Source organism: Clostridioides sp. ZZV14-6154, assembly GCF_020657785.1.
Taxonomy (GTDB): Bacteria; Bacillota; Clostridia; order Peptostreptococcales; family Peptostreptococcaceae; genus Clostridioides.
The window spans coordinates 1,103,880-1,129,295 of the sequence record NZ_JAGWCY010000001.1 but is presented as its reverse complement, the minus strand read 5'-3'; the positions used below and the strand labels follow the sequence as shown (position 1 = coordinate 1,129,295).

The following is a 25,416-nucleotide window of genomic DNA, read 5'->3' as shown; positions in this document are numbered from 1 at the left end:
TAATCAAAAAGTAAAAATCTAATGTATTGGAGTAAAAAATGAATAACAAAGAAAAAGGTGATTTTGGAGAAGAAGTAGCAATTAATTATTTATTGTCAAAAGGTGCAAAACTACTAGAAAAAAACTACAGATTAAAGATTGGAGAAGTAGATATAATAGTAAGGATGGATGATGAGATTGTATTTGTAGAAGTAAAATCAAGGTCTAATTTAAGGTATGGTTATCCTTGTGAATCTGTAAATTTCAAGAAGAGAAAAAAGATAGTTGAGATTGCTAAATACTATATCACAAAAAATAATTTACATAATATTCCCATAAGGTTTGATGTTGTAGAAGTTTATTTATCAGAAAAAAGAGTAAATCACATAATGAATGCTTTTTAAGAAAGATAAAGTTTTGGAAAGGATTACTATATGTTAAGTATTATTAATTCGAGTAATTTAATAGGAATTGAGAGTTTTCTAGTAAAGGTTGAGGTGGATACAAGTAATGGTATACCTAGCTTCAATATTGTCGGGCTTCCAAGTAAAGAAATTAAAGAGGCGAGAGAGAGAGTTAAATCAGCTATTATCAACAGTGGATATAAATTTCCAAATACAAGAATTGTTGTAAATTTATCACCAGCAGATATAAAAAAAGAAGGTGCTTTTTTAGATTTATCAATAAGTATAGGTCTTTTAAGAGGATTAATAAAAAAGGATGAAAATTATATAAGAGAAAGTATGTTTATAGGAGAATTATCATTAGATGGAAAAATAAGAAAAGTAAGAGGTATATTACCCATAATTATAGGTGCAAAGACTCAAAATATAAAACGTATTTTTATACCAGTTGACAATATAAAAGAAAGTCTATTTATAGAAGAAATTGATATAATACCTATTAAAAGTTTAAAAGAATGTATAGGTTTTTTAAACGGAGAAATAAAAGTCGATAAAGAAAAAATAATGTCTTTTTTAAATGAAGAAATAGAAACAAATAGTAACTATACATATTGTAAATATCCTGAATTTTATGATACAAAAGAAAGCAAATATGATGAAGATTTTAATGATGTTAGAGGAAATTATTTTATAAAGAGAAGCGCAGAGATAGCTGCTGCTGGAAATCATAATATGCTTATGATTGGGCCTCCAGGCTCAGGTAAAACAATGATTGCAAAAAGAGTAATAACAATTTTACCAGATATAAGTGTAGAAGAGATGATAGAGGTAAGTAAGGTTTATAGTGTATTGGGTATGATAGATGAAAATAAAGGCATAATTGATAAGAGACCTTTTAGGGCTCCTCATCATACGACTACAAAGCAGTCTTTAATTGGAGGAGGAACAGATGCAAGACCTGGAGAAGTAGCACTAGCACATAGAGGTATTTTGTTTTTAGATGAAATCGCTGAGTTTGATAGGAAAATCCTTGAGACTTTGAGACAACCTATAGAAGATGGATATGTAAATATATCTAGAGTAAAGTACAGTACAAAATATCCTTGTAGAGTATTACTAATTGCAGCTATGAATCCATGTCCATGTGGTTATTATATGTCAAATACAGAGTGTAGATGTAGGAGTAATGAAATTAATAAATACATAAATAAAATATCAGGACCATTATTAGATAGGTTTGATATTTTTGTAGAAGTAAATACTGTAAAATATGATGATTTAAATTCATCAAAACAAGAAGAAAGTTCTCAAAAAATAAAGATAAGAGTAGAAAATGCTAGAAAAATACAAATAAATAGATTTAAAAAAGATAATATAAAAAATAATAGTGAAATTAAGGCCTCTAATTTATTAAAATATTGTAAATTAGAAAAAGAAGCTTCAAAAATGGCTAAAGTAATATTTAATAAATATAACTTAAGTAGTAGAAGTTATACAAAACTTTTAAAGATGGCAAGAACAATAGCTGATTTAGAAGGAATAGAGTTGATAAATTCACAATGTATTATAGAAGCTTTTTCATTTAGAAGAGCTTATTATAGTTATTTTAAATAGGTTTTTGAGGTGTATTTTATGAAGAAAAAAGATATCTATTTATGGTTAAAATCAATTAGTGGAATAACAACAAAAACAATTGAAATAATAGAAAATGATATAGTAAATATTGAAGATATATTTGATTTTTCTGAAAAAGAAATATATAATTTAAAAAATATAAGCTTGAATATTAGAAAAAATATAGTAAAATATAGAGGTCACGCTTATTTAGAAAATATAAAAGAACTACTTTACAAAAAATCAATTAAATATATTTGCCAATATGATGAAGAATATCCTGAAAATTTGAAGAATATATACAATGCTCCAAAGTTATTATTTTACAAAGGTGACATAAGTTTAGTTAATAATAATTTTAATATAGCTATAGTAGGTTCAAGAAAGCCTACAGCTTATGGAATTAGTTGTGCAAAAACAATGAGTTGTCAATTGTCCCAATATGGAGTTAATATAGTAAGTGGATTAGCCATAGGAATAGATGCATATTCACATATAGGTTGTATGAATGGAAAATCTAAGACTATAGCAGTGCTTGGGTCAGGAGTAGACAACCCTCTTCCAAAACAAAATTTACATTTATCAAATAAAATATTAGAAAATGGGGGACTATTATTATCAGAGTATAATATTAATTCAACAGTAGCTCCATACCATTTTTCTAATAGAAATAGAATTATTAGTGGATTAAGTGATGGAGTAGTGGTTGTAGAAGCCGCAATACGAAGTGGTGCATTAATAACAGTAGAGTTTGCTCTTGAACATGGGAAAAATGTTTTTGCGATACCTGGTAATATAAATTCTCAAATGAGTAGAGGATGTCATAAAATTATAAAAGAAGGTGCGAAATTAATTGAAAATATAGATGATATTTTGAATGAGTATAACATATTTAATATTATTGATAAAAAAATAAATCAAAAATATGATAATATAAGTTTAAATGCCAAGTCTAAGCAAATAATTGAAGCTATAAAAAGAGAAGGAAGCTTGCATATAGATAGTATTTGTGATTATACTGGTATAGAAATAAAGTATGTAAATTCAATAATCAATGAATTAGTACTAAATGAGTTAGTAGTAGAGATGAATAATAAAACGTACAGTTTAAATGTATAAATTAAGATTAGGTAGTGGGGGTGTGTGGTTTTATGGCCAAAACATTAGTCATCGTAGAATCGCCTGCAAAAGCTAAGACTATAGAAAAATTTTTAGGTAAAAGTCATTATACAGTGAAAGCATCAGTTGGTCATGTCAGAGATTTGCCTAAAAGTAAATTAGGTGTAGATATAGAAAATAATTTTGAACCTCAATATATAAACATACGAGGAAAAGGCGACGTAATAAAAGAATTAAAAAAAGAAGCTAAAAAATCTAAACAAGTGTATCTAGCAACTGACCCCGATAGAGAAGGTGAAGCTATATCATGGCATTTAGCTCATATACTAAATTTAGATGAATCTGATGATTGTAGAATTGAGTTTAATGAAATAACTAAAGATGCAATTAAAAAAGCAATTAAGCATCCTAGAAATATTGATATAAACTTAGTAGATGCACAACAAGCTAGAAGAGTATTGGATAGACTTTTAGGATATCAAATAAGCCCTATATTATGGCAAAAGGTTAGAAAAGGGCTTAGTGCAGGTAGAGTACAATCAGTAACAACAAAATTAATTTGCGATAGAGAAAAAGAGATAAAAGCGTTTATTCCAAAAGAATATTGGACAATAGATGTTGAAGCAAAGACATTAAAAGATAAAGATATAACTTTAAAATTTTATGGCAAGAATGATGAAAAAATTGAATTAGAAAATGAAGATGCTGTTAATGAAATACTAAAAGAAATGGAAGGAAAGGATTTAAAAGTTGAAAAGATAGAATCTAAATCAAGACGTAAATCAGCTCCAAAACCATTTACAACAAGTATGCTTCAACAAGAAGGTGCAAATAAGTTGTTTTTTACTACTAAAAAAACAATGATGATAGCACAAGAATTATATGAAGGTATAGATATAGAAGGTGAAGGCACTGTTGGTCTTATATCATATATAAGAACTGACTCTAAGAGAATATCTGATGAAGCAAAAGAAAAAGCTAAGGATTATATAATAAGTGACTTAGGTGAGAATTACTATAAAAATCCTGTAGAGAAAAAAGAGAAACCAGATACTAAAAAGGTTCAAGATGCACATGAGGCAATAAGACCAACTTCCGTTGATAGAACTCCTGATAGTATAAAAGCTTCATTGAGTAAAGACCAATATAAGCTATACAATTTAATTTGGAGAAGATTTATAGCAAGTCAAATGGAGGATTCAGTATTCGATATACTAAATGTAGAATGTAAGGCTGGAGATATTGTATTTAAAGCTACTGGTTCAAAAATGAAATTTGATGGATATACTAAGGTATACAATTTTTCAGAAAGAGAAGATAAGATTCTACCAAGTATAGAAAAAGGAGATATATTAAGTATAGAAAATATATTGCCAGACCAACATTTTACACAACCACCAGCAAGATATACAGAAGCTAGTTTGGTAAAAACATTGGAAGAGCTGGGAATAGGTAGACCAAGTACGTATGCTCCAACAATAGCTACTATATTAAATAGAGAATATGTTGAAAAGCAAGGCACAAGTCTATGTCCAACAGAACTTGGAATAATAGTTACTGATATTTTAGAAAATAATTTTCATAAATTTATAGATGTAGATTTTACTGCTGATATGGAAAGCAAGCTTGATGTTATAGAAGAAGGAAATACAGATTGGAAAGAAATTGTATCTGAAGCATATGCACCACTTAAGGAAGCGATTGAAGAAGCACTTGAGAATATAGAAAAAATAAATATGGATGAAGAAACTGATGAAATCTGTGAAAACTGTGGTTCTAATATGGTTATAAAATATGGTAGGTTTGGAAAGTTTATGGCTTGTAAAAACTATCCTGATTGCAAAACGACTAGACCAATTATGAATAAAATTGGTGTTAAATGTCCAAAATGTGAAGAAGGAGAAATTATCCTTAGAAAATCTAAAAGAGGGAAAGCTTTTTATGGATGTTCTAATTATCCAAACTGTGACTTTGTAGCTTGGAATAAGCCAACAGGAGAGTTTTGTGAAAAGTGTGGTTCATATATGGTTGAAAAAGTGACTAAATCTGAAACGAAAACAGTATGCTCCAATAAAGAATGCAACAAAGAGTCAAAAGAGCATAATGACGGAAAAGAGTGAAAATTGAAAAAAATCACATAATTCTCTTGAAAAAGGTTCCAAACTATGATAATCTTTCAAGTGTAAACAACTAATATAAAAATAAATTTTCATTAAGAGTGAGAATAATATTAGAAAATATAAAGGTTATTAAAAGGCCTAAATTTCATGAGGAGATGATTAAATGGCAAGTGAAGTATTACAAAAAACAAGAAAAATAAATAAAACATTACAAACAAGTGGTGGAAGTAGTGTCTCTTTTGATTTACTGGCCGGAGCATTAGGAGATGTATTAAATTCTAATGTTTATGTAGTAAGTGCAAAAGGTAAAATTCTAGGGCTTCATTTAAATGACATTGAAGATAGCTCAGTTATAGAAGACGAATATACTAAGCAAAAAAAATTCTCAGAAGAATATACTCAAAACTTATTAAAAATTGATGAGACACTAGAAAACTTAAATGGTGAGAAGATATTGGAGATTTTCCCTGAAGAGCAAGGAAGATTACAAAAATATACTACTGTAGTACCAATACTAGGAAGTGGACAAAGACTTGGAACATTAGTACTTTCAAGATATTCAATGTCATTTAATGATGATGATTTAGTGATAGCTGAATACAGTGCAACTGTTGTTGGTCTTGAGATATTAAGAGCAATAGGTGAAGAATTAGAAGAAGAAATGAGAAAAAAAGCTGTAGTTCAAATGGCAATAGGCACTCTGTCCTACTCCGAGCTTGAAGCAGTTGAACATATTTTTGCTGAATTAGACGGTAAAGAAGGCTTACTTGTAGCAAGTAAAATAGCTGATAGAGTTGGTATAACTAGGTCAGTTATAGTAAATGCACTTAGAAAATTTGAAAGTGCAGGTGTGATAGAATCAAGATCATTAGGTATGAAAGGAACTCATATAAGAATACTTAATGATAAACTTACAGATGAATTAAAAAAATTAAAAAACAATCAATAATCTAAATTTTATAGATTGTGATTAGAAAAGGTATCTATTTCAAATAGATACCTTTTTTAGACGGATTATTGGGATAATAATCATTAAATACTTTTTTTAGAATAGGAGTGGGAATATGCCTTTAGCAGATAAAATAAGACCAAAAACAATGAATGATGTAATAGGTCAAAGTCATATAATTGGTAATGGAAAAATACTGTCTAAGATATTACAGACTAATTTTTTACCAAATATGATATTTTTTGGTCCACCTGGTGTTGGAAAAACTACTGTAGCAGAAATTATCGCAGAAAAAAGCAATAAAAATTTTTATAAAATAAATGCCACTAATTCATCACTAGAAGATATAAAAAAGGTAATAGCAGAACTTGGAAGTATAAATAATATAAATGGGGTTTTACTATATATAGATGAGATACAAAGTTTTAATAAAAAACAACAGCAGTCGATATTAGAATTTATGGAAAATGGTAGTATAACTTTGATTGCTAGTACTACAGAAAATCCATATCATTATGTATATAAAGCTCTTCTAAGTAGGTCGACTATATTTGAATTTAAGCCTTTAGAAAAATTAGATATAGAAAAAGGATTAAAAAGGGCAATTGAAGTTTTAAATGAAGATAGTTATATGGATATTGAATGTAATAATGATGCTATTGAGGATATAGCTATTATATCTGATGGAGATATGAGAAGAGCCTTAAATGCTTTAGAAGTAGTAGTTTATTCAACTAAACCAAATAAAGATAACATAATCTATATAGATTCAGATGTAGTAAAAAAATCTACATTTAATAAAATTATAAACTATGATAAAAATGGTGATAGTCACTATGATATTTTAAGTGCATTTCAAAAATCTATAAGGGGAAGTGACCCACAGGCATCCATACACTATTTAGCAAGACTTATAAAAGGTGGAGATTTAATAAGTATCTGTAGAAGACTTTTAGTAATAGCTAGTGAAGATATAGGTTTAGCTTATCCAAATGCAGTTGTCATTGTAAAAGCGTGTGTAGATTCAGCTATGCAACTTGGATTTCCTGAAGCAAAAATACCATTAGCAGAAGCTACTATTCTTTTAGCTACATCACCAAAATCTAATTCTGCATGTATGGCAATAATGAAAGCATTAGATGAATTAGATAGAGAATTTGTTAAAGACATACCAAATAGTATAAAAGATGCTCATTACTCTGGTTCTAAAGATATAGGTAGGGGATGTGGATATAAATATCCTCATAACTTTAAAAATCATTATGTAAAACAACAGTATTTACCAGATAGCATAAAAGATAGTATTTACTACATACCACAAGAAAACAAAACTGAGAAAAATATAAAAAAATATCTAGAGTATTTAGATAGCGATTTTTAAGTTGAATTTTATGTATCGGGGGTAGATATTATGATTATAAAACTTAACTCAAGTTATCATAGTAGAGTTATGAAATATTTAAAAAAAGAACCTGAGTACAATTTATTTATAATAGGGGATATTGAAAGATATGGATATGGAAATAACTTTTTAAATTTATGGGCAGATATAGGTTTAAATGGTGAAATCAGAGCAGTACTACTCAAATACTTTGAATTTATGATGTTTTATTCAGATGGAGAGTATGATGTTGAAGGATTTTATGAATTGCTTTGTGACACTGATTACGAAGAAATTTCTGGAAAAATAAGTGCTGTAGATGCTTTAGCAAAGCGATTAGGACTTAATAATTTAAAAATAGTTGATTTTTGTAAGCTTCAAACTAAAAAATTTTTAGTTGATAATCATTGTAATGAAAAGGTCAAAAGAATTAGACTTGGAAATCTAAAGAAAACAGTTAGGCTTTATGATTTGATAGATGAATTCCACAGTACAACTTTAGATAGTTTAAAAAATGGTTTAAGAACAGGTAGAGGATATTGTATAGAGATTAACAAAGAAGTGGTATCAATGGCAAAGAGTACATCAGAAAATAGGACTCATGCAATGATAATTGGCGTAGGTACACATCCTAAATATAGAGCTAGAGGGCTTGCTACAAAATGTTTAATTAAACTATGTTCAGAACTTTTAAGAGAGAATAAAATGCCTTGTTTGTTTTATGATAATGAAGAAGCTGGAAAGATATATAAAAAATTAGGATTTGAAGACATTGGAAAATGGGGGATTTATTCAAAATAAAAAAATTAAAATTAATCTTGACAAAATTAGTAGGGTATAATAAAATTATGTTGAAAGTAATTCCTACTAAAACAGTATGAATTAGATTTCTATATAGAGGTGATAATGTATGAAGTTGTCTACTAAAGGTAGATATGGACTAAAGGCAATGTTTGAATTAGCATTAAATCAAGATAATGGTCCAGTGTCATTAAAATTTATTGCTAAAAAGCAAAAAATATCGGACCAGTACTTAGAACAAATATTTTCATCTTTAAAAAAATCGGGTCTAGTAAAAAGTGTAAGAGGTGCTCAAGGAGGGTATTTGCTCTCAAAAAATGCTGAGGATATAACAGTAGGAGATATACTTGTAGTATTGGAAGGTCCAGTTGCATTATCTGACTGTGTACTAGATGAAGATGTCTGTGAAAACTCAAACATGTGTGTAACAAAAATAGTTTGGGAAAAGATGAAAAAGGGTATAGAAGATGTTATAGATTCGATTACTCTTAAAGATATGATAAATGACTATAACAAAAATAAATTAGAAAATGATATAACAAATATAACTATAAAATAGATTTGGAGATGAATGTAATGGAAAAAAGAAGATTGTATATGGATTATTCTGCAACAACACCTGTTAAAAAAGAAGTATTAGATGCAATGATGCCATACCTAACTGATTATTTTGGTAATGCATCTAGTTTTCACACATTCGGAAGAGAAGCAAAAGATGCTTTAGATAAAGCAAGAGAACAAGTAGCAGCCCTTATAAATGCTGAACCTAGTGAAATATATTTTACAGCAGGTGGTTCAGAAAGTGATAACTGGACATTAGAGGGTGTAGCTTATGCTAATAAAAATAAAGGTAATCATATAATAACTTCAAAAATAGAACACCATGCGATACTTCATACATGTGAATATTTAGCAAAACATCATGGATTTGAAATAACTTATTTAGATGTTGATAGCGAAGGAAAAATTGATTTAAAACAATTAGAAGATTCAATAAAAGATACTACTATACTAATAAGTATAATGTTCGCAAATAATGAAATAGGAACTATACAACCTATTAAAGAAATATCTGAAATAGCTAAAAAACACAATATATTATTCCATACTGATGCAGTACAAGCTTCAGGTAATATTCCAGTAGATGTTAAAGAACTAGGAATAGATTTAATGAGTATGTCTTCACATAAAATATATGGACCAAAAGGTGTTGGAGCTTTATACATAAGAAAAGGTGTAAGACTTCATAACTTTGTTCATGGTGGAGCACAAGAAAAAAGCAAAAGAGCAGGTACAGAAAATATACCTGCAATAGTTGGATATGGAAAGGCAGCAGAATTAGCTAAAGCAAATATGCAAAACCATGTTGAGACTTTAACTCGTCTTAGAAATAAGTTAATAGATGGTGTTTTAGAAAGAATACCTTATACAAGAATAAATGGTAGTTTAGAAAATAGATTGCCAGGAAATGCAAACTTTGCATTCCAATTTATAGAAGGTGAAGGAATACTTTTATTATTAGATATGTTAGGAATTGCTGGTTCAAGTGGTTCTGCATGTACTTCTGGTTCATTAGACCCTTCACATGTACTTCTTGCAATAGGTTTACCACATGAAATAGCACATGGTTCATTGAGACTTACAGTTGGAGATTTTACAACAGATGATGATATAGATTATATATTAGAGAATTTACCAAAAGTTATAGAAAGACTTAGAAGTATGTCACCACTTTACGATGATGCAAAGAAACAAGGCTTAGTAAAATAGACAAAGAAGATAAGACACAAAAAGTAGGCATAAATTAATGTAGGAGGAAAAAAACAATGCAATATAGTGATAAAGTTATGGAACATTTTATGAACCCAAGAAATATGGGAGAAATTGAAGATGCAAGTGGTGTAGGTGAAGTTGGAAATCCTACATGTGGAGATATAATGAAGATATTTTTAGACATAGAAGGAGACATAATAAAAGATGTTAAGTTTAAAACATTTGGCTGTGGTTCAGCTATAGCAAGTTCTTCTATGGCAACTGAAATGATAAAAGGAAGAACTATAAAAGATGCATTAGACCTTACAAATAAAGCTGTTGCTGAAGCTTTAGATGGTTTACCACCAGTAAAAATGCACTGTTCAGTTTTAGCAGAACAAGCTGTAAAAGCAGCACTTATAGACTATGCTAAAAAGAATAGTATCCATATACCAGAATTAGATGGATATGTTATAGATGATGCTCATGACCATGATATTGAGGAAGAAGAATAAAATAAGGAATAATTTTCCAAAAAAAAGTTTAAAATCATTTTAAAAAAGTGTATAATGGTATAGTAAGATGAAAAATAGCCGTTTTAAAGAAAACGGCTATTTTTTATTGTACAAACTACCATTCTAGCCCGTTTTGAAAATCAATCAAATAATAAAAAAATATACACATCCATAATATTTAAACATTAAAAAATATAAAAAATCTCAACAAATCAATTGTTTACAAGGATTTCATATACAAATATACTTTTAAAAAATTTTACTTAAAAATGCTATTTTCTTTAAAAAGGCACATTTCAACTAAATACAATATTAGGGGGAACAGTTATGAAAATACCAAAGAGGATAGCAGCAATACTTACTATATCATTAGTAGTTAGCAGTGCGACAGCAGGCATGTCAAGTGCTCAAACAAACAGTGATACACTTAAAGGTTCAGGTCGATGGGAAACTGCTATACAAATAAGTAAAAAAGGATGGGATACATCTAAAAATGTAATATTAGTTAATGACAATACTATAGTAGATGCATTGACTGCAACTCCTTTTGCTGGTTCTAAAAATGCACCAATTCTTTTGACACAAAATAATAAATTAGATGATAGGACTAAAGCAGAAATAATAAGGTTAAAAGCAGAAAAAGTATATTTAATAGGTGGGACAAAAACTTTAGGTTCAGAGGTAGAGACACAATTAAAATCATTAAAAATTGATACAGAAAGAATCTCAGGAAATGACAGATATCAAACTTCTTTAGAAATAGCTAAAAAATTAGATGAGTCTCTTGGAAGAAAAGCAAGTAGTAATATTTCAGAGATAGTTGTAGTTAATGGAGAAAAAGGTCTTGCTGATGCAGTAAGTGTAGGAGCTATTGCAGCTCAAAATAAAATGCCAATAATTCTTTCTAGTCCAAAAGATGGAATAAAACAATCAAGTAAGTTTATAAAAGATAAAGGTATAAAGACATCTTATGTAATAGGAGGAGTGCAGTCAATTTCGGAAGTTACAAAAAATACTTTACCTAGTCCTAAGAGATTATCAGGAAATGATAGAAATGAAACTAATGCGGCTGTTATAAGTGGATTATATAGTTCAAAAGAGCTGAAAAATGCGTATATAACAAAAGATGGTATGAATAAACAAGGAGACCTTATAGATTCATTAGCAGTGGGTTCATTGGCGGCAAAAAATAATTCACCAGTAGTTTTAGTTGGAAATAAATTAAATAAAGAACAAGAAAAAGTATTAAATACTAAGAGCTTAAAAACAGTTACACAAGTTGGTGGTTCAGGCAATGAGACTGCTTTCTCTGAGATAAAAAAATCACAATCTACAACAACATATGAAGTTAAAAATGTAGAAGAGTTAAAAATAGCTTTAGCTAAAGCGGATGCAAATGATGTTATAAATATTAAGCCATCAGGAACTATGTCAAATGATTTATCATTGAGTACAAATAATTCAATTTCTGTAAATTTAAATGGTACATATACAGGTACAATAGTAGTAACTGCTCCAAATGCAGATATAGTAAATAAAGGTACAATAAATAAAGTTTTGGTTAAGGATAGTAAAGGTGGAACAATAATAAATGAAAGTGGAGCAAAAATAGAAAAAGTAGAAATACAAAATAATTCTAGCAATGTTGTAGTTAAAAACAATGGAAAAATAACAAACATAAAAAATGATGCTACAGGAACAAATATAAAAAATGAAGGAACAATAACTGACAAAGTAGAAGGTTCTCAGACTCCAAGTGTAGATGGCACTAAACCAGGTGGAAGTTCATCTGGAGGCTCTTCATCAAGTGGAGGAAGTTCAAGTGGTGGTTCATCTGTAAAAGATAAACTGATAACATCAATAACAGCACTTGATAATTCAATAAAAGTACAAAATGTAGAAAATGGAACGGAATTAAGTAAATTAAACTTACCAAAAGAGTTATCAGCAACTGTGTCTGGAGTAGCGAATACAAAAGTAGGAGTAACTTGGAAAAGTACACCAGAATATGCTAGCCAAGTAGCAGGAAAGTATATATTTAGTGCAAGCTTATCAAGTGGATATAAGCTTGCAGAAGAAGTATCACTTCCAAGTATTACAGTAACAGTAGCTGAACCTGTTAAAGTGGAGACAATAAAGGTTACTGATACTGATACATTAGAAAAAGCACTTGCTTTACAAGAAGATGGTCAAGTGTGGGAAATAAGTGGACAAATAGATGTTAAAAAGCCAGTTGTTATAGATAAAAAAATAATTATAAATGGTATTAATGATGCTGAATTGAAAAAAGCTGTAGAATTTACTGACACTAAACCAGGCTACGAAAATATAGTAACAATAGACAGAAAAGATGGTGTAAAAATAAACAATCTAAAAGTAACAGGCTTAGATTCAGATAAATTAAACAAATCAGGAATGCATGTTTATTTATCACAAAATGTTGAATTAAACAATGTAACTTTAAATAATAATAAAGGAGCAGGTTTAATAGTAAATGGTTCAGCAGTAATAGCTTCAAACCTTGTAACAAGTGGAAACGGATGGTATGGAGTCAATGTAGAATATGTAAAAGATGATGGAATTGTAAATGAAACTAATGCAAGACTAGATTTAATAGGTGATTGCAAGATAAGTGAATATACTCCAATAAAAACTGATAACTATGATAAAGATAAAGTGATTGTTAATGGATATGGGGATTGTACATTATCACAAGATTCAAAAATTGCTACTTGGGGTAAAGCTTCTATCACTATAAATGAAAATAATGATATAGCTAATATAACGGAAGAAAATAAAATAGATGAGGGTGAAAATGGTAGCATACCTAAATTTGAAAGTGTAGAGGGTAGAACACCTGTAGATATTACACTAAATAAAGGCAAAAATGATTATAACAATGTAAGAGTTCAAATAAAACCAGAAGATGATTCAGCAGATTTAGATGGAATACAACTAATTGCTAAAGATAGCAACGAAAATTGGTTTAACATAGTAAAAACAGGATGGGGACCAATGGAAGGTTTTTTATTACAAGATGCAACAACACCTGTTTATCTAGTTGGAAATAAAGAAGGTACTTATAAGGTGAAAATAGAACTAGTTGATGTTAGTAATTCTAATAATATAATAACAGAAACAACAGCGTCAGTAGTAGTAGTTAAATAAATATAAAATCATTCTTAAATCTTTTAAAATTACTTAATAACATTATTTTTTTTAGAAAATAGAGCAAGCTATATTTTAAATAAATACAATGCTTGCTCTATATGGTATAATAATAAGTAATGCAAAAGATGAGGTGAAATTTGTTTATGAATAAAAAAGTAATGATAGGTATGAGTGGTGGAGTGGATAGCTCTGTAGCTGCATATCTTTTAAAACAACAAGGATATGATGTCATTGGTGTTACTATGAAATTATGGCAAGACGATGACGAAGTTGAAAATGAAGGTGGTTGTTGCTCTTTATCAGCAGTTGAAGATGCTAGAAGAGTGGCAAATAAAATAGGAATACCATTTTATGTTCTAAATTTTAGAGAAGTATTTAAAGAAAAAGTAATAGATTATTTTATAGATGAATATTTAGAAGGAAAAACTCCTAATCCTTGTATAGCTTGCAATAAACATATAAAATTTGATGATTTTTATAAAAGAGCTAGACAAATAGGGTGCGATTATGTGGCTACAGGTCACTATGCAAAAATAGAAAAAGATGAAGATACAGGAAGATATTTATTAAAAAAATCTGTTACAGATAAAAAAGACCAGACTTATGCACTTTATAATCTTACACAAGAACAATTAAAACATACACTACTACCAATAGGTGATTATGAAAAGGACAGAGTAAGAGAAATTGCTAAAGAAATGGGAATGGCAGTTCACAATAAACCTGATAGTCAAGAAATTTGTTTTGTTAAAGATAATGACTATGCAAATTATGTAAAAAAACATTCTGAAAAGCGTATTGAAGAAGGTTTTTTTGTAGATACTAAAGGAAATATACTTGGAAAACATAAAGGTATACTATACTATACAATAGGACAAAGAAAAGGTCTTGGAATTACTTTTGGCAAGCCAATGTTTGTAGTAGATATAAATCCAATAAATAATACTATCGTTCTTGGAGACAATGAAGAATTATTTAAAAAAGAACTTATTGCAAAAGATGTTAACTTTATATCAATAGATAAATTAGAAGAACCATTAAGAGTTCAAGCCAAAATAAGATACTCAGCAAAACCATCGCCAGCTACTATTTATAAGGTAGGAGAAAATACTATTAAAATAGTATTTGATGAAGCTCAAAGGGCTATTACAAAAGGTCAATCTGTTGTAATGTACGATGGAGATATTGTCGTAGGTGGAGGAATAATAGAGAAAAGTTTATAAAAATCTCTAAGAAACTTATAAAATAAGTAATATAGTCTATAAATCTAAAACAAAGTTTATAAAATAAATTTATTGTATATGAAAATATAGTATTGATTAATTTTGTAAAATTTAGTAATATAATTATTATATTAATTAAAAATAAATACAGTGATAAGGAATAGTAAAGTATTTGATGTCTTACAGAGAGAGGGAACATGCTGAAAGCCCTTAGAATAAAATATTTGAAGCAGCCTTTTAGTAGCAATTTTGAACAATGTACCTTGAATTAAAAGGTAGATTTAAGTAGAGATTGACGGTAGTTACGTTATAGCTAAGGTTTTCCGAAGATATCATAATTTTTTATGATAATTAGGGTGGTACCGCGATTGTCCTCGCCCCTATAAATTTATTTATAGGGGCGAGGTTTTTTATTTAAACGAAAAAATATAATTTATTAGGAGGAACATAATATGGAAAAGATGGGACTAAACGAGATAAGAAGTAAGTTTTTAGAATTTTTTGAGTCAAAAGGTCACTATGTAGCAGACAGCTATTCTTTAGTACCAAACAATGACAAGAGTTTATTGCTTATAAACTCAGGTATGGCACCTTTAAAAAACTATTTTTCAGGTGTAGAAGTACCTCCAAGTTTAAGAATGTGTACATCTCAAAAATGTATAAGAACAGGAGATATAGAAAATGTAGGTATAACTGCAAGACATGCTACTTTCTTTGAAATGATGGGTAACTTCTCATTTGGAGATTACTTTAAAAGAGAATCAATTAAATGGGGATGGGAATTTATCACAGAATGGCTAAGTATACCAGAAGATAAAATATGGGTAACTGTATATGAAGAAGATGATGACTCTTATGATATATGGGCAAAAGAAATGAATTTCCCAGAAGATAGAATGGTTAGACTTGGTAAAGATGATAACTTCTGGGAGATAGGTACAGGTCCTTGTGGTCCTTGTTCAGAAATATATTTTGATAGAGGAGAAGAATATGGATGTGATAATCCAGACTGTAAACCAGGCTGTGATTGTGACCGTTACCTAGAATTCTGGAACCATGTATTTACTCAGTTTGATAGAGATGAAGAAGGAAACTACAGTCTATTAGAAAGTAAAAATATAGATACAGGTATGGGTCTTGAAAGAATGGGATGTATCATGCAAGGTGTGGATACTATCTTTGAAGTAGATACGATTAAGTCTATATTAGAAGCAGTTGAAAAGTTAACAGGAGTAAAATATGGAGAAAATCCAAAAAATGATATATCAATAAGAATAATAACTGACCATATAAGAGCTGTAACATTTTTAGTTAGTGATGGAGTACTTCCATCAAATGAAGGAAGAGGCTATGTTCTTAGAAGACTTCTTAGACGTGCTGCTCGTCATGGTAAACTATTAGGTGTAAAAGAATTATTCTTACAAAAACTAATAGATGAAGTTATAAAGGTAAATGATAAAGCATATCCAGTTTTAGTTGAAAAAGAAAGTTATATTAAAAAGGTTGTTGGAATAGAAGAAGAAAAATTCAATGAAACTATAGACCAAGGAACAGAAATATTGAACTCATATATAGAAGTATTAAAGAATGAAGGAAAAGCTGTTTTAAGTGGTCAAGAAGCCTTTAAACTGTATGATACTTATGGATTCCCTATAGACTTAACTAAAGAAATTTTAGAAGAAGAACATTTATCTGTAGATGAAGAGTCTTTCAATGAAGAAATGGAAAAACAAAAAGAAAGAGCTAGAAATGCTAGAGGAAATATGGATGGAGAAAGTTGGAAGGAAGACCCTCTATCAAAATTAGAATCTACTATAGATAGTATGTTTAATGGATATAGTGAATTATATGGTGAAGGAACTATTGAAGCTATAGTTAAAGATGATGAGTTAGTTCAAAATGTAAAAGAAGGTGATAAAGTATCCATAGTACTAGACAATACCACTTTCTATCCTGAAGGTGGAGGACAAGTTGGTGATTGTGGATTAATAACTAATGAAAATTTAGTAGTGGAAGTATTAAATACTAAAAAAGGTGCTAATAATAGTATAAAACATATAGGTATAATAAAATCAGGAAAAATAAGCAATGGAGATAGAGTAAAGACATTAGTAGATAGAGATGTTAGAATGTCTGCTGCAAGAAACCATAGTGCTACACATTTACTTCATAAGGCATTAAAAGAAGTATTAGGAGAGCATGTTAATCAAGCTGGTTCTTTAGTTACTCCAGATAGATTAAGATTTGATATTACTCATTTTGAAGCTATATCAAATGAAGAATTAAAAGTGATAGAAGAAAAAGTAAATAATGTTATTTTATCATCTTTAGACATAAAATGTGATATTATGAATATAAAAGAAGCAAAAGAAAAAGGAGCTACAGCACTATTTGGTGAAAAATATGGTGATGAAGTAAGAGTAGTTTCTATGGGAGATTATTCTACAGAACTTTGTGGAGGAACTCACTTGACAAATACTTCTCAAATAGGAATGTTTAAAATCTTGTCTGAAGGTGGAGTAGCAGCAGGAGTAAGAAGAATAGAAGCAATAACAGGAAAAGCTGTTTATGAATACTTAAAAGAAAAAGAAGGAATTATATCTGAAGTTTGTGTAAATTTAAAATCTAAAGAAGATAATTTAATTCAAAGAATAAGTTCTTTATTAGAAGAAAATAAAAATTTATCTAAAGAATTACATGATATAAAGACTAAAATGAGTTTACAATCGGCTGATTCTATTTTTGATTCTAAGCTTGAAGTAAATGGAGTTAACTTAATAACTAATAAATTTGAAGGTATGGATATGGATACACTAAGAGAAACAGCAGATAATTTAAGAGATAAGCTTGGATCTGGTGTAGTAGTATTGGCAAATATAGTAGATGATAAAGTTAACTTTGTAGTTACTGCTACTAAAGATGTATTAGATAAAGGAATACATTCAGGTAATATAGTTAGAGAAGTTGCAAAAATAGCTGGAGGAAAAGGTGGAGGAAGACCTAATATGGCACAGGCAGGAGCTAGTGACATATCTAAGGTTGACCAAGCTCTAAGCTATGCAAGTGAGGTTATTAAGACACAAGTTAAATAACATTCACTTAAGGAGGGTTTTAGTTTGGAAAAAGATTTAGACTATACTATGAAATTTGAAGGAATACCAGAAGATAGAATGAGTGTGGGAGACACAATAGATTTTGTATATAAAGCACTAGTTGAAAAAGGATATAACCCTATAAATCAAATTATAGGGTATCTCCTTTCTGGTGATTCTAGTTATATAACTAGTCATAAAAATGCAAGAGCTATAATTAAAAAATTTGAAAGAGATGAGATACTTGAAGAAGTAATCACGCACTATCTGAATAGAAAGTAGGTCAAATAAATGAGAAAAAAGATTATGTCATTGTTGGCAGTAGTTATTATGATTTTTGTATCAATTGCTAGCTACAGTTCTGCTGAAGAAAAGGGCAAAGTCATATTTATTGATATGAATAGGACCAATCTTGGAAGTATGTTGAAGGTTCCAATCTTAAAGAGTGAGCTAGAAAAAAGAGGCCATATAGCTCTTATGAATATAAGAGGGGATCAAGGTACTGATGATAGAAGGTCTTATGCTAGTATGGGTGCAGGAACAAGAGCTGATGTAACTACTGAAGACTATATCAATTTTCAAAAAGTAGACCAAGATACTGCTAAAACTTTTGAAGTTGCAACAGGTCAAAAAGCTAAAGAGATAAATAATTTAAGTATTAATAGGTCAATAAATGAAAATCTAGAGTATGGAGAATATGGAGCAAGCTTAGGTTCATTAGGAAAAACTTTATCAGAAAATGGGCTAAAAACCTCAGTAATTGGAAATGCTGATATAATTGAAAATAATCAATTGGTTAAAAATAGAAATTTATGTTTAGTTGCTATGGATCAATATGGAAGAATTGATTCTGGTAATATTGATGATATTAACAAAAAAGATTCTAAGATGCCGTTTGGAATAGCTACGGACTACAATAAGTTATTAGATGAAACTAAAAAGTCTTATAAAAATAGTGATGCTATATTTGTAGAGCTTGGAGATACATATAGATTAGATATGTATAGATTGAATCTAAATGATAATACTTATGCTGCAATGAAGAAAAATATTGTAAAAAATATAGATAAATACCTTAAAGAAGTATTTTCTATGGCTGGAGAAAATGATACTGTTTATATATCAAGTGCTTTTCCAAGTGATTTAGATTATAAAAATAAGAGAAGACTTTCTCCAATAATAAAATTTAATGGAGAAGGAAAAGGTCTATTGGAGTCTGCTACGACAAGAAAAGCTGGTATTGTTGCAAACTTAGATGTTGGAGTGGACATATTAAATGAATTTGGTCTTAAAAATGATGAAATGGTAGGTAGAAGTTATTCTTTGGTTGACAGAGAAGATAATGCTAATTACCTACAATCACTTTATAAAAAGATAGTATCTATATCATCTATAAGGTCAAGTATTATAAATGGATTTGTAGGTGTAATATCTGCTTCTTGGGTAATTGCAATGTTTGCAATATTCTTTAGAAATTATATGCCACATAAAGAGCGTGTATTCAAAGTACTTAAGGAGTTTATAAAATTGGGTATAATAATGCCTCTGTCATTTATGTTGGCTCCTTTAATGAATTTTAAGACCCCAATCACAATATCTTTGGGAATATTTGTAACTACACTAGTGTTATACTTATTAGGTCGAAAGTTATTTAAAGACAATGATATAAAACATATGGGATTTTTTGCAACACTGACTATTTTAGTAATAGTTATAGATTCTGTATTTGGAACGTACTTAATGCAAAATAATATAATGAGTTATGATGCTGTTATTGGTGCCAGATACTATGGTGTAGGAAATGAGTATGAAGGTGTAACCATAGCAAGTGCAGTATTTGGTTTAGCAGTTTTATTACATTACAAGAAGGTTTCTAAGCCACTTGTTGTAATATTTTCATTAATAATACTTATAACTAGTGCATATCCTTCTATGGGGGCAAATGTTGGTGGAGCGATATCAGAATGTGTAGCATATTTGTTGTTTATAATGCTTATATATGATGTTAAACTAGACATTAAAAAAATTGCATTATTAGCTATTTCAGCTGTAGTTGTTGTTTGTGCATTTGCAGCTCTAGATATAATCTCTGGTAGTGAATCTCATTTAGGGATGTTTGTACAACGAATTTTCTTAAATGGACCAGGGGAGATATTACAGACATTTGGAAGAAAAATTCAAATGAATATGCAATTAGCACAGACAAGTGTATGGGTAAATATTTTACTTGTGGGAATTGGTGTGATTGCAGTACTTATATTTAAACCATCTAGACATTTTAGAAAGATAATGAATAATTTCCCAATTTTGTTCAAAGGATTCATTGCATCTATGGTTGGTTGTATAATTACTCTTTTAGTTAATGATTCTGGTATAGTTGCTGCATCTACAGCATCTATATATATACTTATACCACTTATAATAATAAGCATAAACATGATAATATTTGAAAAAAATAACTAAAAATTTTTTAATGCATATATGCTTTGAATAAAAAATTGCAATATGATTATTAATGTAAACCAAACAGCTTACATCAAAAATTCATATTGCAATTTTTGTAATTAATGAAATGTATATGGTTTATAAAATAAGGTAAATAAAAGGAGAAAATATGTTAGATGGAAGAATAATGGGTCTTGATGTTGGAGATAAAACTATTGGAGTTGCTGTAAGTGATTTAATGGGATTAACTGCACAAGGTATAAAAACGGTAAGAAGAGTTGGCAAGAAGAAGGATATTGAAGAATTAAAAGCTATAATAAAAGAAAAACAAGTAAATAAAATTGTGTCAGGATTACCAAAAAATATGAATGGTACTTTAGGACCACAAGGAGAAAAGGTAATTAAGTTTTGTGAATTATTGAAAGAAGAAACAGGAATTGATGTAGATTTTTGGGATGAGAGACTTTCTACAGTAGCAGCAGAGAGGTCTTTGTTAGAAGCAGATGTTAGCAGACAAAAAAGAAAAAAGGTTATAGATATGTTAGCAGCAGTAATAATTTTACAAGGATATTTAGATTTTAAAAGAAATTCATAAAAGAACTATAAAATTGAATACTTATGATATATAATATAAATAATAAAAATAAAAATAAATTTGAGGTGAATGACATTATGGAAGAAAATATAATAAATTTAATTGATGAAAATGGTGTAGAAAGCCAATTTGAAATAATATTAACATTAGAAGCAGAAGGAAAAGAATATGCAATATTAATGCCTTTAGATGATGAAGAGGCTGAAGAAGCTTTAATATTTAGAATTGATGAAGATGAAGAAGGAGAAATACTAATACCTTTAGAAAGTGATGAAGAGTATGAAACTGTTGTAGCTGTATATACTGCTATAATGGAAGAAGAAGGTTTAAATTACGATGAAGATGAATCAAATGGACTTAACTAGGTAAATAATTAAGTTTGTATATAAAAAATCAGGTATTTTACTGTATTTACTTTAATTAAGAATTATTAATTGTAAAAAGTATTTATAGTATATATCTGTTTTTTTATTTTTTATTAAAAAATTTATAGATTTTGGTGAATAATATATCTTTTATGGGTATATATTTATATTATGAGAAGAAATTAAATTTTTTCAAATGTCTTGACAAAAAAAGAATTATCAATTACAATATTACTTAATAAAGATTATCAATTGAAAATAGTAAGGGTGATGTTATGGCAAACACAATGGATTTATTAAAAGACAAGTTAAAAGAAACTGGTTTTAAGATTACGCCACAAAGAAGAGCAATAGTTGAGATATTGCTTCAACATGACCATTCACATTTAAGTAGTGAAGAAATCTATGATTTAGTTAGGGTTGACTGTCCTGAAATAGGTCTAGCTACTGTATACAGAACAATGCAGTTATTAGACGAAATAGGATTAATATCAAAACTAAACTTAGATGATGGGTGTATAAGATATGAGATTAGTCTACATAAAGAAGACTGTCATAATCATCATCATCTTATTTGTAAAAATTGTGGAAAGATAATGGAAGCTAAAGAAGACCTTTTAGACAATATAGAAAAAGAAATACAATCATTGTACAAATTTAAAATACTTGATCATGATGTTAAATTTTATGGATTATGTGATGAGTGTAATAAAATAAGTGATTCAGAAGAATAGTTCTTCTGTAATTTAATGTCGATGGAAGAATAGTATAGAACTTTTATATTCTATGCTATTCTTCCATTTTTTATTATAAATTTGGATATATAGTATAAAGATAAATAGCTTTAAAGCTTTTTATAATTTTAATATTGAAAATATAATTAATCCTATAAGTATGAAAATAAATGATTTTTCTATAAAATTACTAAATGGTCCTCCGACTGTTAAAAATCCTAAGGAAATCTTTTTTTCACTTAGTGGATAAAAAAGTGGTATTCCTTGTTTTGTAAATAAATCCCCTAAAAACATATGGCTTGCATAGCCAAGTGTTCCATAAAAAGATAAATTATTAATACTAGTGATTAATTCTATTTGTTTTAGTAAAAAATATATTATGATGGTTGCAAATATACTATGAGAAAAGCTTCTGTGCTTTAGCCAGGGGAAAATTGACAACATTAGACAAAAAATTATAAAATATATTTCAACTTCTACGATGTATAAGCATATAGCTAATAGTATAAATATTAATGATAGAAAGATTTTTCTCAGAAATGTATGGGTTAGTTTTGCCTCAATAATTATAATTGCAACAGATGTAATTATTGCACTTAAATAAAAATTATCATTTATATTTATTGAAATAAAGAAAATAATAATATTAATAGCGTATATAAAAATTCTATATATGTATTTGGATATATTGTTTTTTAGAATGAAATTTGAGACCATAGAATTAGATTTATCCAAATCGGGCAGTACTGCAAAAGTAGCTGAAACTAAAATATCTACTAGAGATATAGGAATTTTAAAAATTAAAGATGTCTGGATAGCTGTTAAAATTCCTATTGCACAATGAGTTTTACCACGCATAAATCCTCCTAAAATATCAGATATTAAATCATATAATATTTAGAGGATATCAAAATAAAATAGGTTTGTCAAAATAATACGTTAAATGTATTTTAAATATAGCTTAAAATATGATACGAATTATGGTACAATAAGAATAACTGGTAGCGAGTGCGTGATTTGATATTATTTAAGATTGTAGAACGTGTTAAAAAATTAAATAGACAGAAGGAGATGATGCAATTGTTCAAAAAGAACACCAACAAGATAAAGGTAATGGCTTTAGGTGGACTTAACGAAGTTGGAAAAAATATGACTGTTGTTGAGTATAAAGATGAAATAATTGTTATAGATGCTGGACTTAGTTTTCCAGAAGATGAAATGTTAGGGGTAGATATAGTTATACCAGACATAACTTATTTAGTCAAAAACAGGGATAAAATAAAGGGTATATTTATTACACATGGACATGAAGACCATATAGGAGCTCTTCCATATATACTAAAAAAGATAAATGTTCCTGTATATGGAGCGAGACTTAGTATAGGTCTTATACAAGTAAAATTGAAAGAACATAAGATGAATAATGTTAAGTTAAATGTCATAACTCCAAGACAAGTTATAAAGCTTGATAATATGGAAGTAGAGTTTTTGAAAAATAACCATAGTATACCAGATGCTTACTCTATTGCAGTACACACAGACCAAGGGATAATATACCATACAGGAGACTTTAAGATTGATTTAACTCCAATTGATGGTGATGTTATGGATATGCATAGAATCTGTGAGTTAAGCAAAAAAGGAGTTCTTTTAATGTTAGCAGATAGTACTAATGCAGAAAAACCAGGATTTACTATGTCTGAAAAAACTGTTGGAGTAGGTCTTGATGAGTTATTTGCAAAGGGAAATGGTAGAAGAATTATAGTTGCTACGTTTGCATCTAACATACACAGATTACAACAAATAATAAATACCGCTGAAAAGTTTAATAGGAAGGTTGCTATATCAGGTCGTTCAATGGTAAATGTAGTTGGAGTTGCCAAGGAATTAGGATATTTAGATATTTCTGATGATATGCTAATAGATTTAAATGATATATACAAGTATGAAGATGGCGAGTTAGTGATAATAACGACTGGTTCACAAGGTGAACCTATGTCAGCTCTTGCTAGAATGGCTTTTTCAGAGCACAAAAAAGTAGAAATAAAGAGTGGCGATTTAGTGATAATATCCGCTCATCCAATACCAGGAAATGAAAAATTAATATCAAGAGTAATAAACTTCTTATTTGAAAAAGGAGCAGAAGTAGTATATAGTGATATAGCGGATATACACGTTTCTGGACATGCCTGTCAAGAAGAATTAAAGCTTATACATGCATTAGTTAGACCAAAGTTTTTTATGCCAGCTCATGGTGAATATAGAATGTTAAAAAGACATGCTGAAATAGCTGAACAACTTGGTATGGACAAGGAAAATATTTTTGTCATGCAAACAGGAGATGTTTTAGAGTTAGATAAGAACTCTGCTAAAGTAGCAAATCGTATACAAACAGGAAACATACTAGTTGATGGATTAGGTGTAGGAGATGTAGGTAATATAGTCTTAAGAGATAGAAAGCATTTATCAGAAGATGGTCTTATGATAGTTGTAGTAACTATTTCTAAAGATGAAGGTAAAGTTTTAGCAGGTCCAGATATAATATCTAGAGGCTTTGTGTATGTAAGAGAGTCTGAAGATTTAATGGATGGAGCAAAGGATATAATCAAAAACGTTCTAAACGAGTGTGAAGAGAAAAATATTAAAGAATGGGCTTATTTAAAGAATAACATTAAAGAAAACCTAAAAGAATATTTATATCAAAAAACTAAGCGAAATCCAATGATACTTCCTATAATAATGGAAGTATAGGATATAAAGTTTATAAAATTGAAAAGTAGACCTCTTGTAATTTTTAAAATGATATCAAAAAATTAAATTGATATCATCTTAAGAATTACAAGGGGTCTTTTTAATATTGAAAAATTTACATATTACATAAAATACCAATTATAACAATCTTTTATTAGTAAAAACTACTTATATATAAATTTTATTAATAGGAGGATATTTATGGATAATATTTCAAAACAAAATGCTAGAAAAGCTTTAAAACAAACTAAGATGGAAATAGCAGGAGAATATGGAATGAATTATGAAGATGCCTTTGAAATAATAGAAAATGCATCTAATAAAGGTGTTTTAGAAGGTTATTTTAAAAAGCTTGAAAAGAAAAAAAATTTAGGTCAAGGTATATCTAGGCATTTAGAATAAAAAA

The 25,416-nt window shown here is 28.8% G+C and carries 21 protein-coding genes and 1 other annotated feature; of the genes, 20 read left to right on the top strand and 1 reads right to left on the bottom strand.

The genetic code is table 11. The features are described from left to right. Positions 1-38 precede the first annotated feature (38 nt). The 18 genes from KGF45_RS05520 to KGF45_RS05435 all read left to right on the top strand — a co-directional run bounded on the left by KGF45_RS05520 (position 39) and on the right by KGF45_RS05435 (position 22,259). Positions 39-383: a YraN family protein gene (locus tag KGF45_RS05520; protein WP_227827166.1), complete on the top strand. Its 345-nt coding sequence runs from the start codon at positions 39-41 to the stop codon at positions 381-383. A gap of 30 nt (positions 384-413) precedes the next feature. Next, the gene (locus KGF45_RS05515; protein WP_227827167.1) at positions 414-1,997 is read left to right on the top strand and encodes a YifB family Mg chelatase-like AAA ATPase; all 1,584 of its coding nucleotides are present in this window, start codon (positions 414-416) and stop codon (positions 1,995-1,997) included. An 18-nt stretch (positions 1,998-2,015) separates the two neighbouring features. Next, complete coding sequence (gene dprA / locus KGF45_RS05510) at positions 2,016-3,116, top strand: DNA-processing protein DprA (RefSeq protein WP_227827168.1); 1,101 nt, start codon at positions 2,016-2,018, stop codon at positions 3,114-3,116. Positions 3,117-3,148: 32 nt separating this feature from the next. After that, complete coding sequence (gene topA, locus KGF45_RS05505; RefSeq protein WP_227827169.1) at positions 3,149-5,236, top strand: type I DNA topoisomerase; 2,088 nt, start codon at positions 3,149-3,151, stop codon at positions 5,234-5,236. 163 nt (positions 5,237-5,399) lie between these two features. Continuing rightward, positions 5,400-6,185 carry a GTP-sensing pleiotropic transcriptional regulator CodY gene (codY, locus tag KGF45_RS05500; RefSeq protein ID WP_227827170.1) on the top strand — a complete coding sequence of 262 codons (786 nt, stop codon included), beginning with the start codon at positions 5,400-5,402 and terminating at the stop codon, positions 6,183-6,185. A gap of 115 nt (positions 6,186-6,300) precedes the next feature. After that, a complete protein-coding gene (locus tag KGF45_RS05495) occupies positions 6,301-7,566 on the top strand; it encodes a replication-associated recombination protein A (RefSeq protein ID WP_227827171.1) in 1,266 nt (421 codons plus the stop codon). 30 nt (positions 7,567-7,596) lie between these two features. After that, positions 7,597-8,367 (top strand): GNAT family N-acetyltransferase, encoded by a 771-nt coding sequence (locus tag KGF45_RS05490; protein ID WP_227827172.1) that lies wholly within the window; start codon positions 7,597-7,599, stop codon positions 8,365-8,367. A 109-nt stretch (positions 8,368-8,476) separates the two neighbouring features. Continuing rightward, the gene (locus KGF45_RS05485) at positions 8,477-8,926 is read left to right on the top strand and encodes an RrF2 family transcriptional regulator (protein ID WP_227827173.1); all 450 of its coding nucleotides are present in this window, start codon (positions 8,477-8,479) and stop codon (positions 8,924-8,926) included. A 17-nt stretch (positions 8,927-8,943) separates the two neighbouring features. Beyond that, positions 8,944-10,137 carry a cysteine desulfurase NifS gene (nifS, locus tag KGF45_RS05480; RefSeq protein ID WP_227827174.1) on the top strand — a complete coding sequence of 398 codons (1,194 nt, stop codon included), beginning with the start codon at positions 8,944-8,946 and terminating at the stop codon, positions 10,135-10,137. 56 nt (positions 10,138-10,193) lie between these two features. Further along, positions 10,194-10,634 carry a Fe-S cluster assembly scaffold protein NifU gene (gene nifU, locus KGF45_RS05475; protein ID WP_227840395.1) on the top strand — a complete coding sequence of 147 codons (441 nt, stop codon included), beginning with the start codon at positions 10,194-10,196 and terminating at the stop codon, positions 10,632-10,634. A gap of 327 nt (positions 10,635-10,961) precedes the next feature. Beyond that, the gene (locus tag KGF45_RS05470; protein WP_227841972.1) at positions 10,962-13,802 is read left to right on the top strand and encodes a cell wall-binding repeat-containing protein; all 2,841 of its coding nucleotides are present in this window, start codon (positions 10,962-10,964) and stop codon (positions 13,800-13,802) included. A 146-nt stretch (positions 13,803-13,948) separates the two neighbouring features. After that, on the top strand, positions 13,949-15,028 hold the full coding sequence (gene mnmA / locus KGF45_RS05465) for a tRNA 2-thiouridine(34) synthase MnmA (protein ID WP_227827177.1): 1,080 nt from the start codon (positions 13,949-13,951) through the stop codon (positions 15,026-15,028). Positions 15,029-15,169: 141 nt separating this feature from the next. After that, positions 15,170-15,413: a binding site (T-box leader), on the top strand. Positions 15,414-15,480: 67 nt separating this feature from the next. Then, positions 15,481-18,120, top strand: coding sequence for an alanine--tRNA ligase (gene alaS, locus KGF45_RS05460; protein WP_227841971.1), 2,640 nt, complete (start codon positions 15,481-15,483; stop codon positions 18,118-18,120). A gap of 24 nt (positions 18,121-18,144) precedes the next feature. Further along, positions 18,145-18,402: an IreB family regulatory phosphoprotein gene (locus tag KGF45_RS05455; RefSeq protein WP_003419418.1), complete on the top strand. Its 258-nt coding sequence runs from the start codon at positions 18,145-18,147 to the stop codon at positions 18,400-18,402. A 9-nt stretch (positions 18,403-18,411) separates the two neighbouring features. Then, a complete protein-coding gene (locus KGF45_RS05450; RefSeq protein WP_227827179.1) occupies positions 18,412-20,583 on the top strand; it encodes a hypothetical protein in 2,172 nt (723 codons plus the stop codon). Positions 20,584-20,734: 151 nt separating this feature from the next. Next, the gene (ruvX, locus tag KGF45_RS05445) at positions 20,735-21,160 is read left to right on the top strand and encodes a Holliday junction resolvase RuvX (protein WP_227827180.1); all 426 of its coding nucleotides are present in this window, start codon (positions 20,735-20,737) and stop codon (positions 21,158-21,160) included. Between the two features lie 77 nt (positions 21,161-21,237). Then, the gene (locus KGF45_RS05440; protein WP_009889069.1) at positions 21,238-21,525 is read left to right on the top strand and encodes a DUF1292 domain-containing protein; all 288 of its coding nucleotides are present in this window, start codon (positions 21,238-21,240) and stop codon (positions 21,523-21,525) included. Positions 21,526-21,800: 275 nt separating this feature from the next. Next, positions 21,801-22,259: a Fur family transcriptional regulator gene (locus KGF45_RS05435; protein ID WP_227434196.1), complete on the top strand. Its 459-nt coding sequence runs from the start codon at positions 21,801-21,803 to the stop codon at positions 22,257-22,259. Between the two features lie 120 nt (positions 22,260-22,379). Here KGF45_RS05435 and KGF45_RS05430 read toward each other — a convergent pair whose 3' ends face one another. Then, positions 22,380-23,117, bottom strand: a complete 738-nt coding sequence (locus KGF45_RS05430; protein WP_227841970.1) for a metal-dependent hydrolase — start codon at positions 23,115-23,117, stop codon at positions 22,380-22,382. 216 nt (positions 23,118-23,333) lie between these two features. Here KGF45_RS05430 and KGF45_RS05425 point away from each other — a divergent pair, with 216 nt between their 5' ends. Beyond that, positions 23,334-25,010: a ribonuclease J gene (locus tag KGF45_RS05425; protein WP_227827473.1), complete on the top strand. Its 1,677-nt coding sequence runs from the start codon at positions 23,334-23,336 to the stop codon at positions 25,008-25,010. A 201-nt stretch (positions 25,011-25,211) separates the two neighbouring features. Beyond that, positions 25,212-25,412, top strand: a complete 201-nt coding sequence (locus KGF45_RS05420; protein ID WP_227434199.1) for a CD1290 family small acid-soluble spore protein — start codon at positions 25,212-25,214, stop codon at positions 25,410-25,412. Positions 25,413-25,416 lie beyond the last annotated feature (4 nt).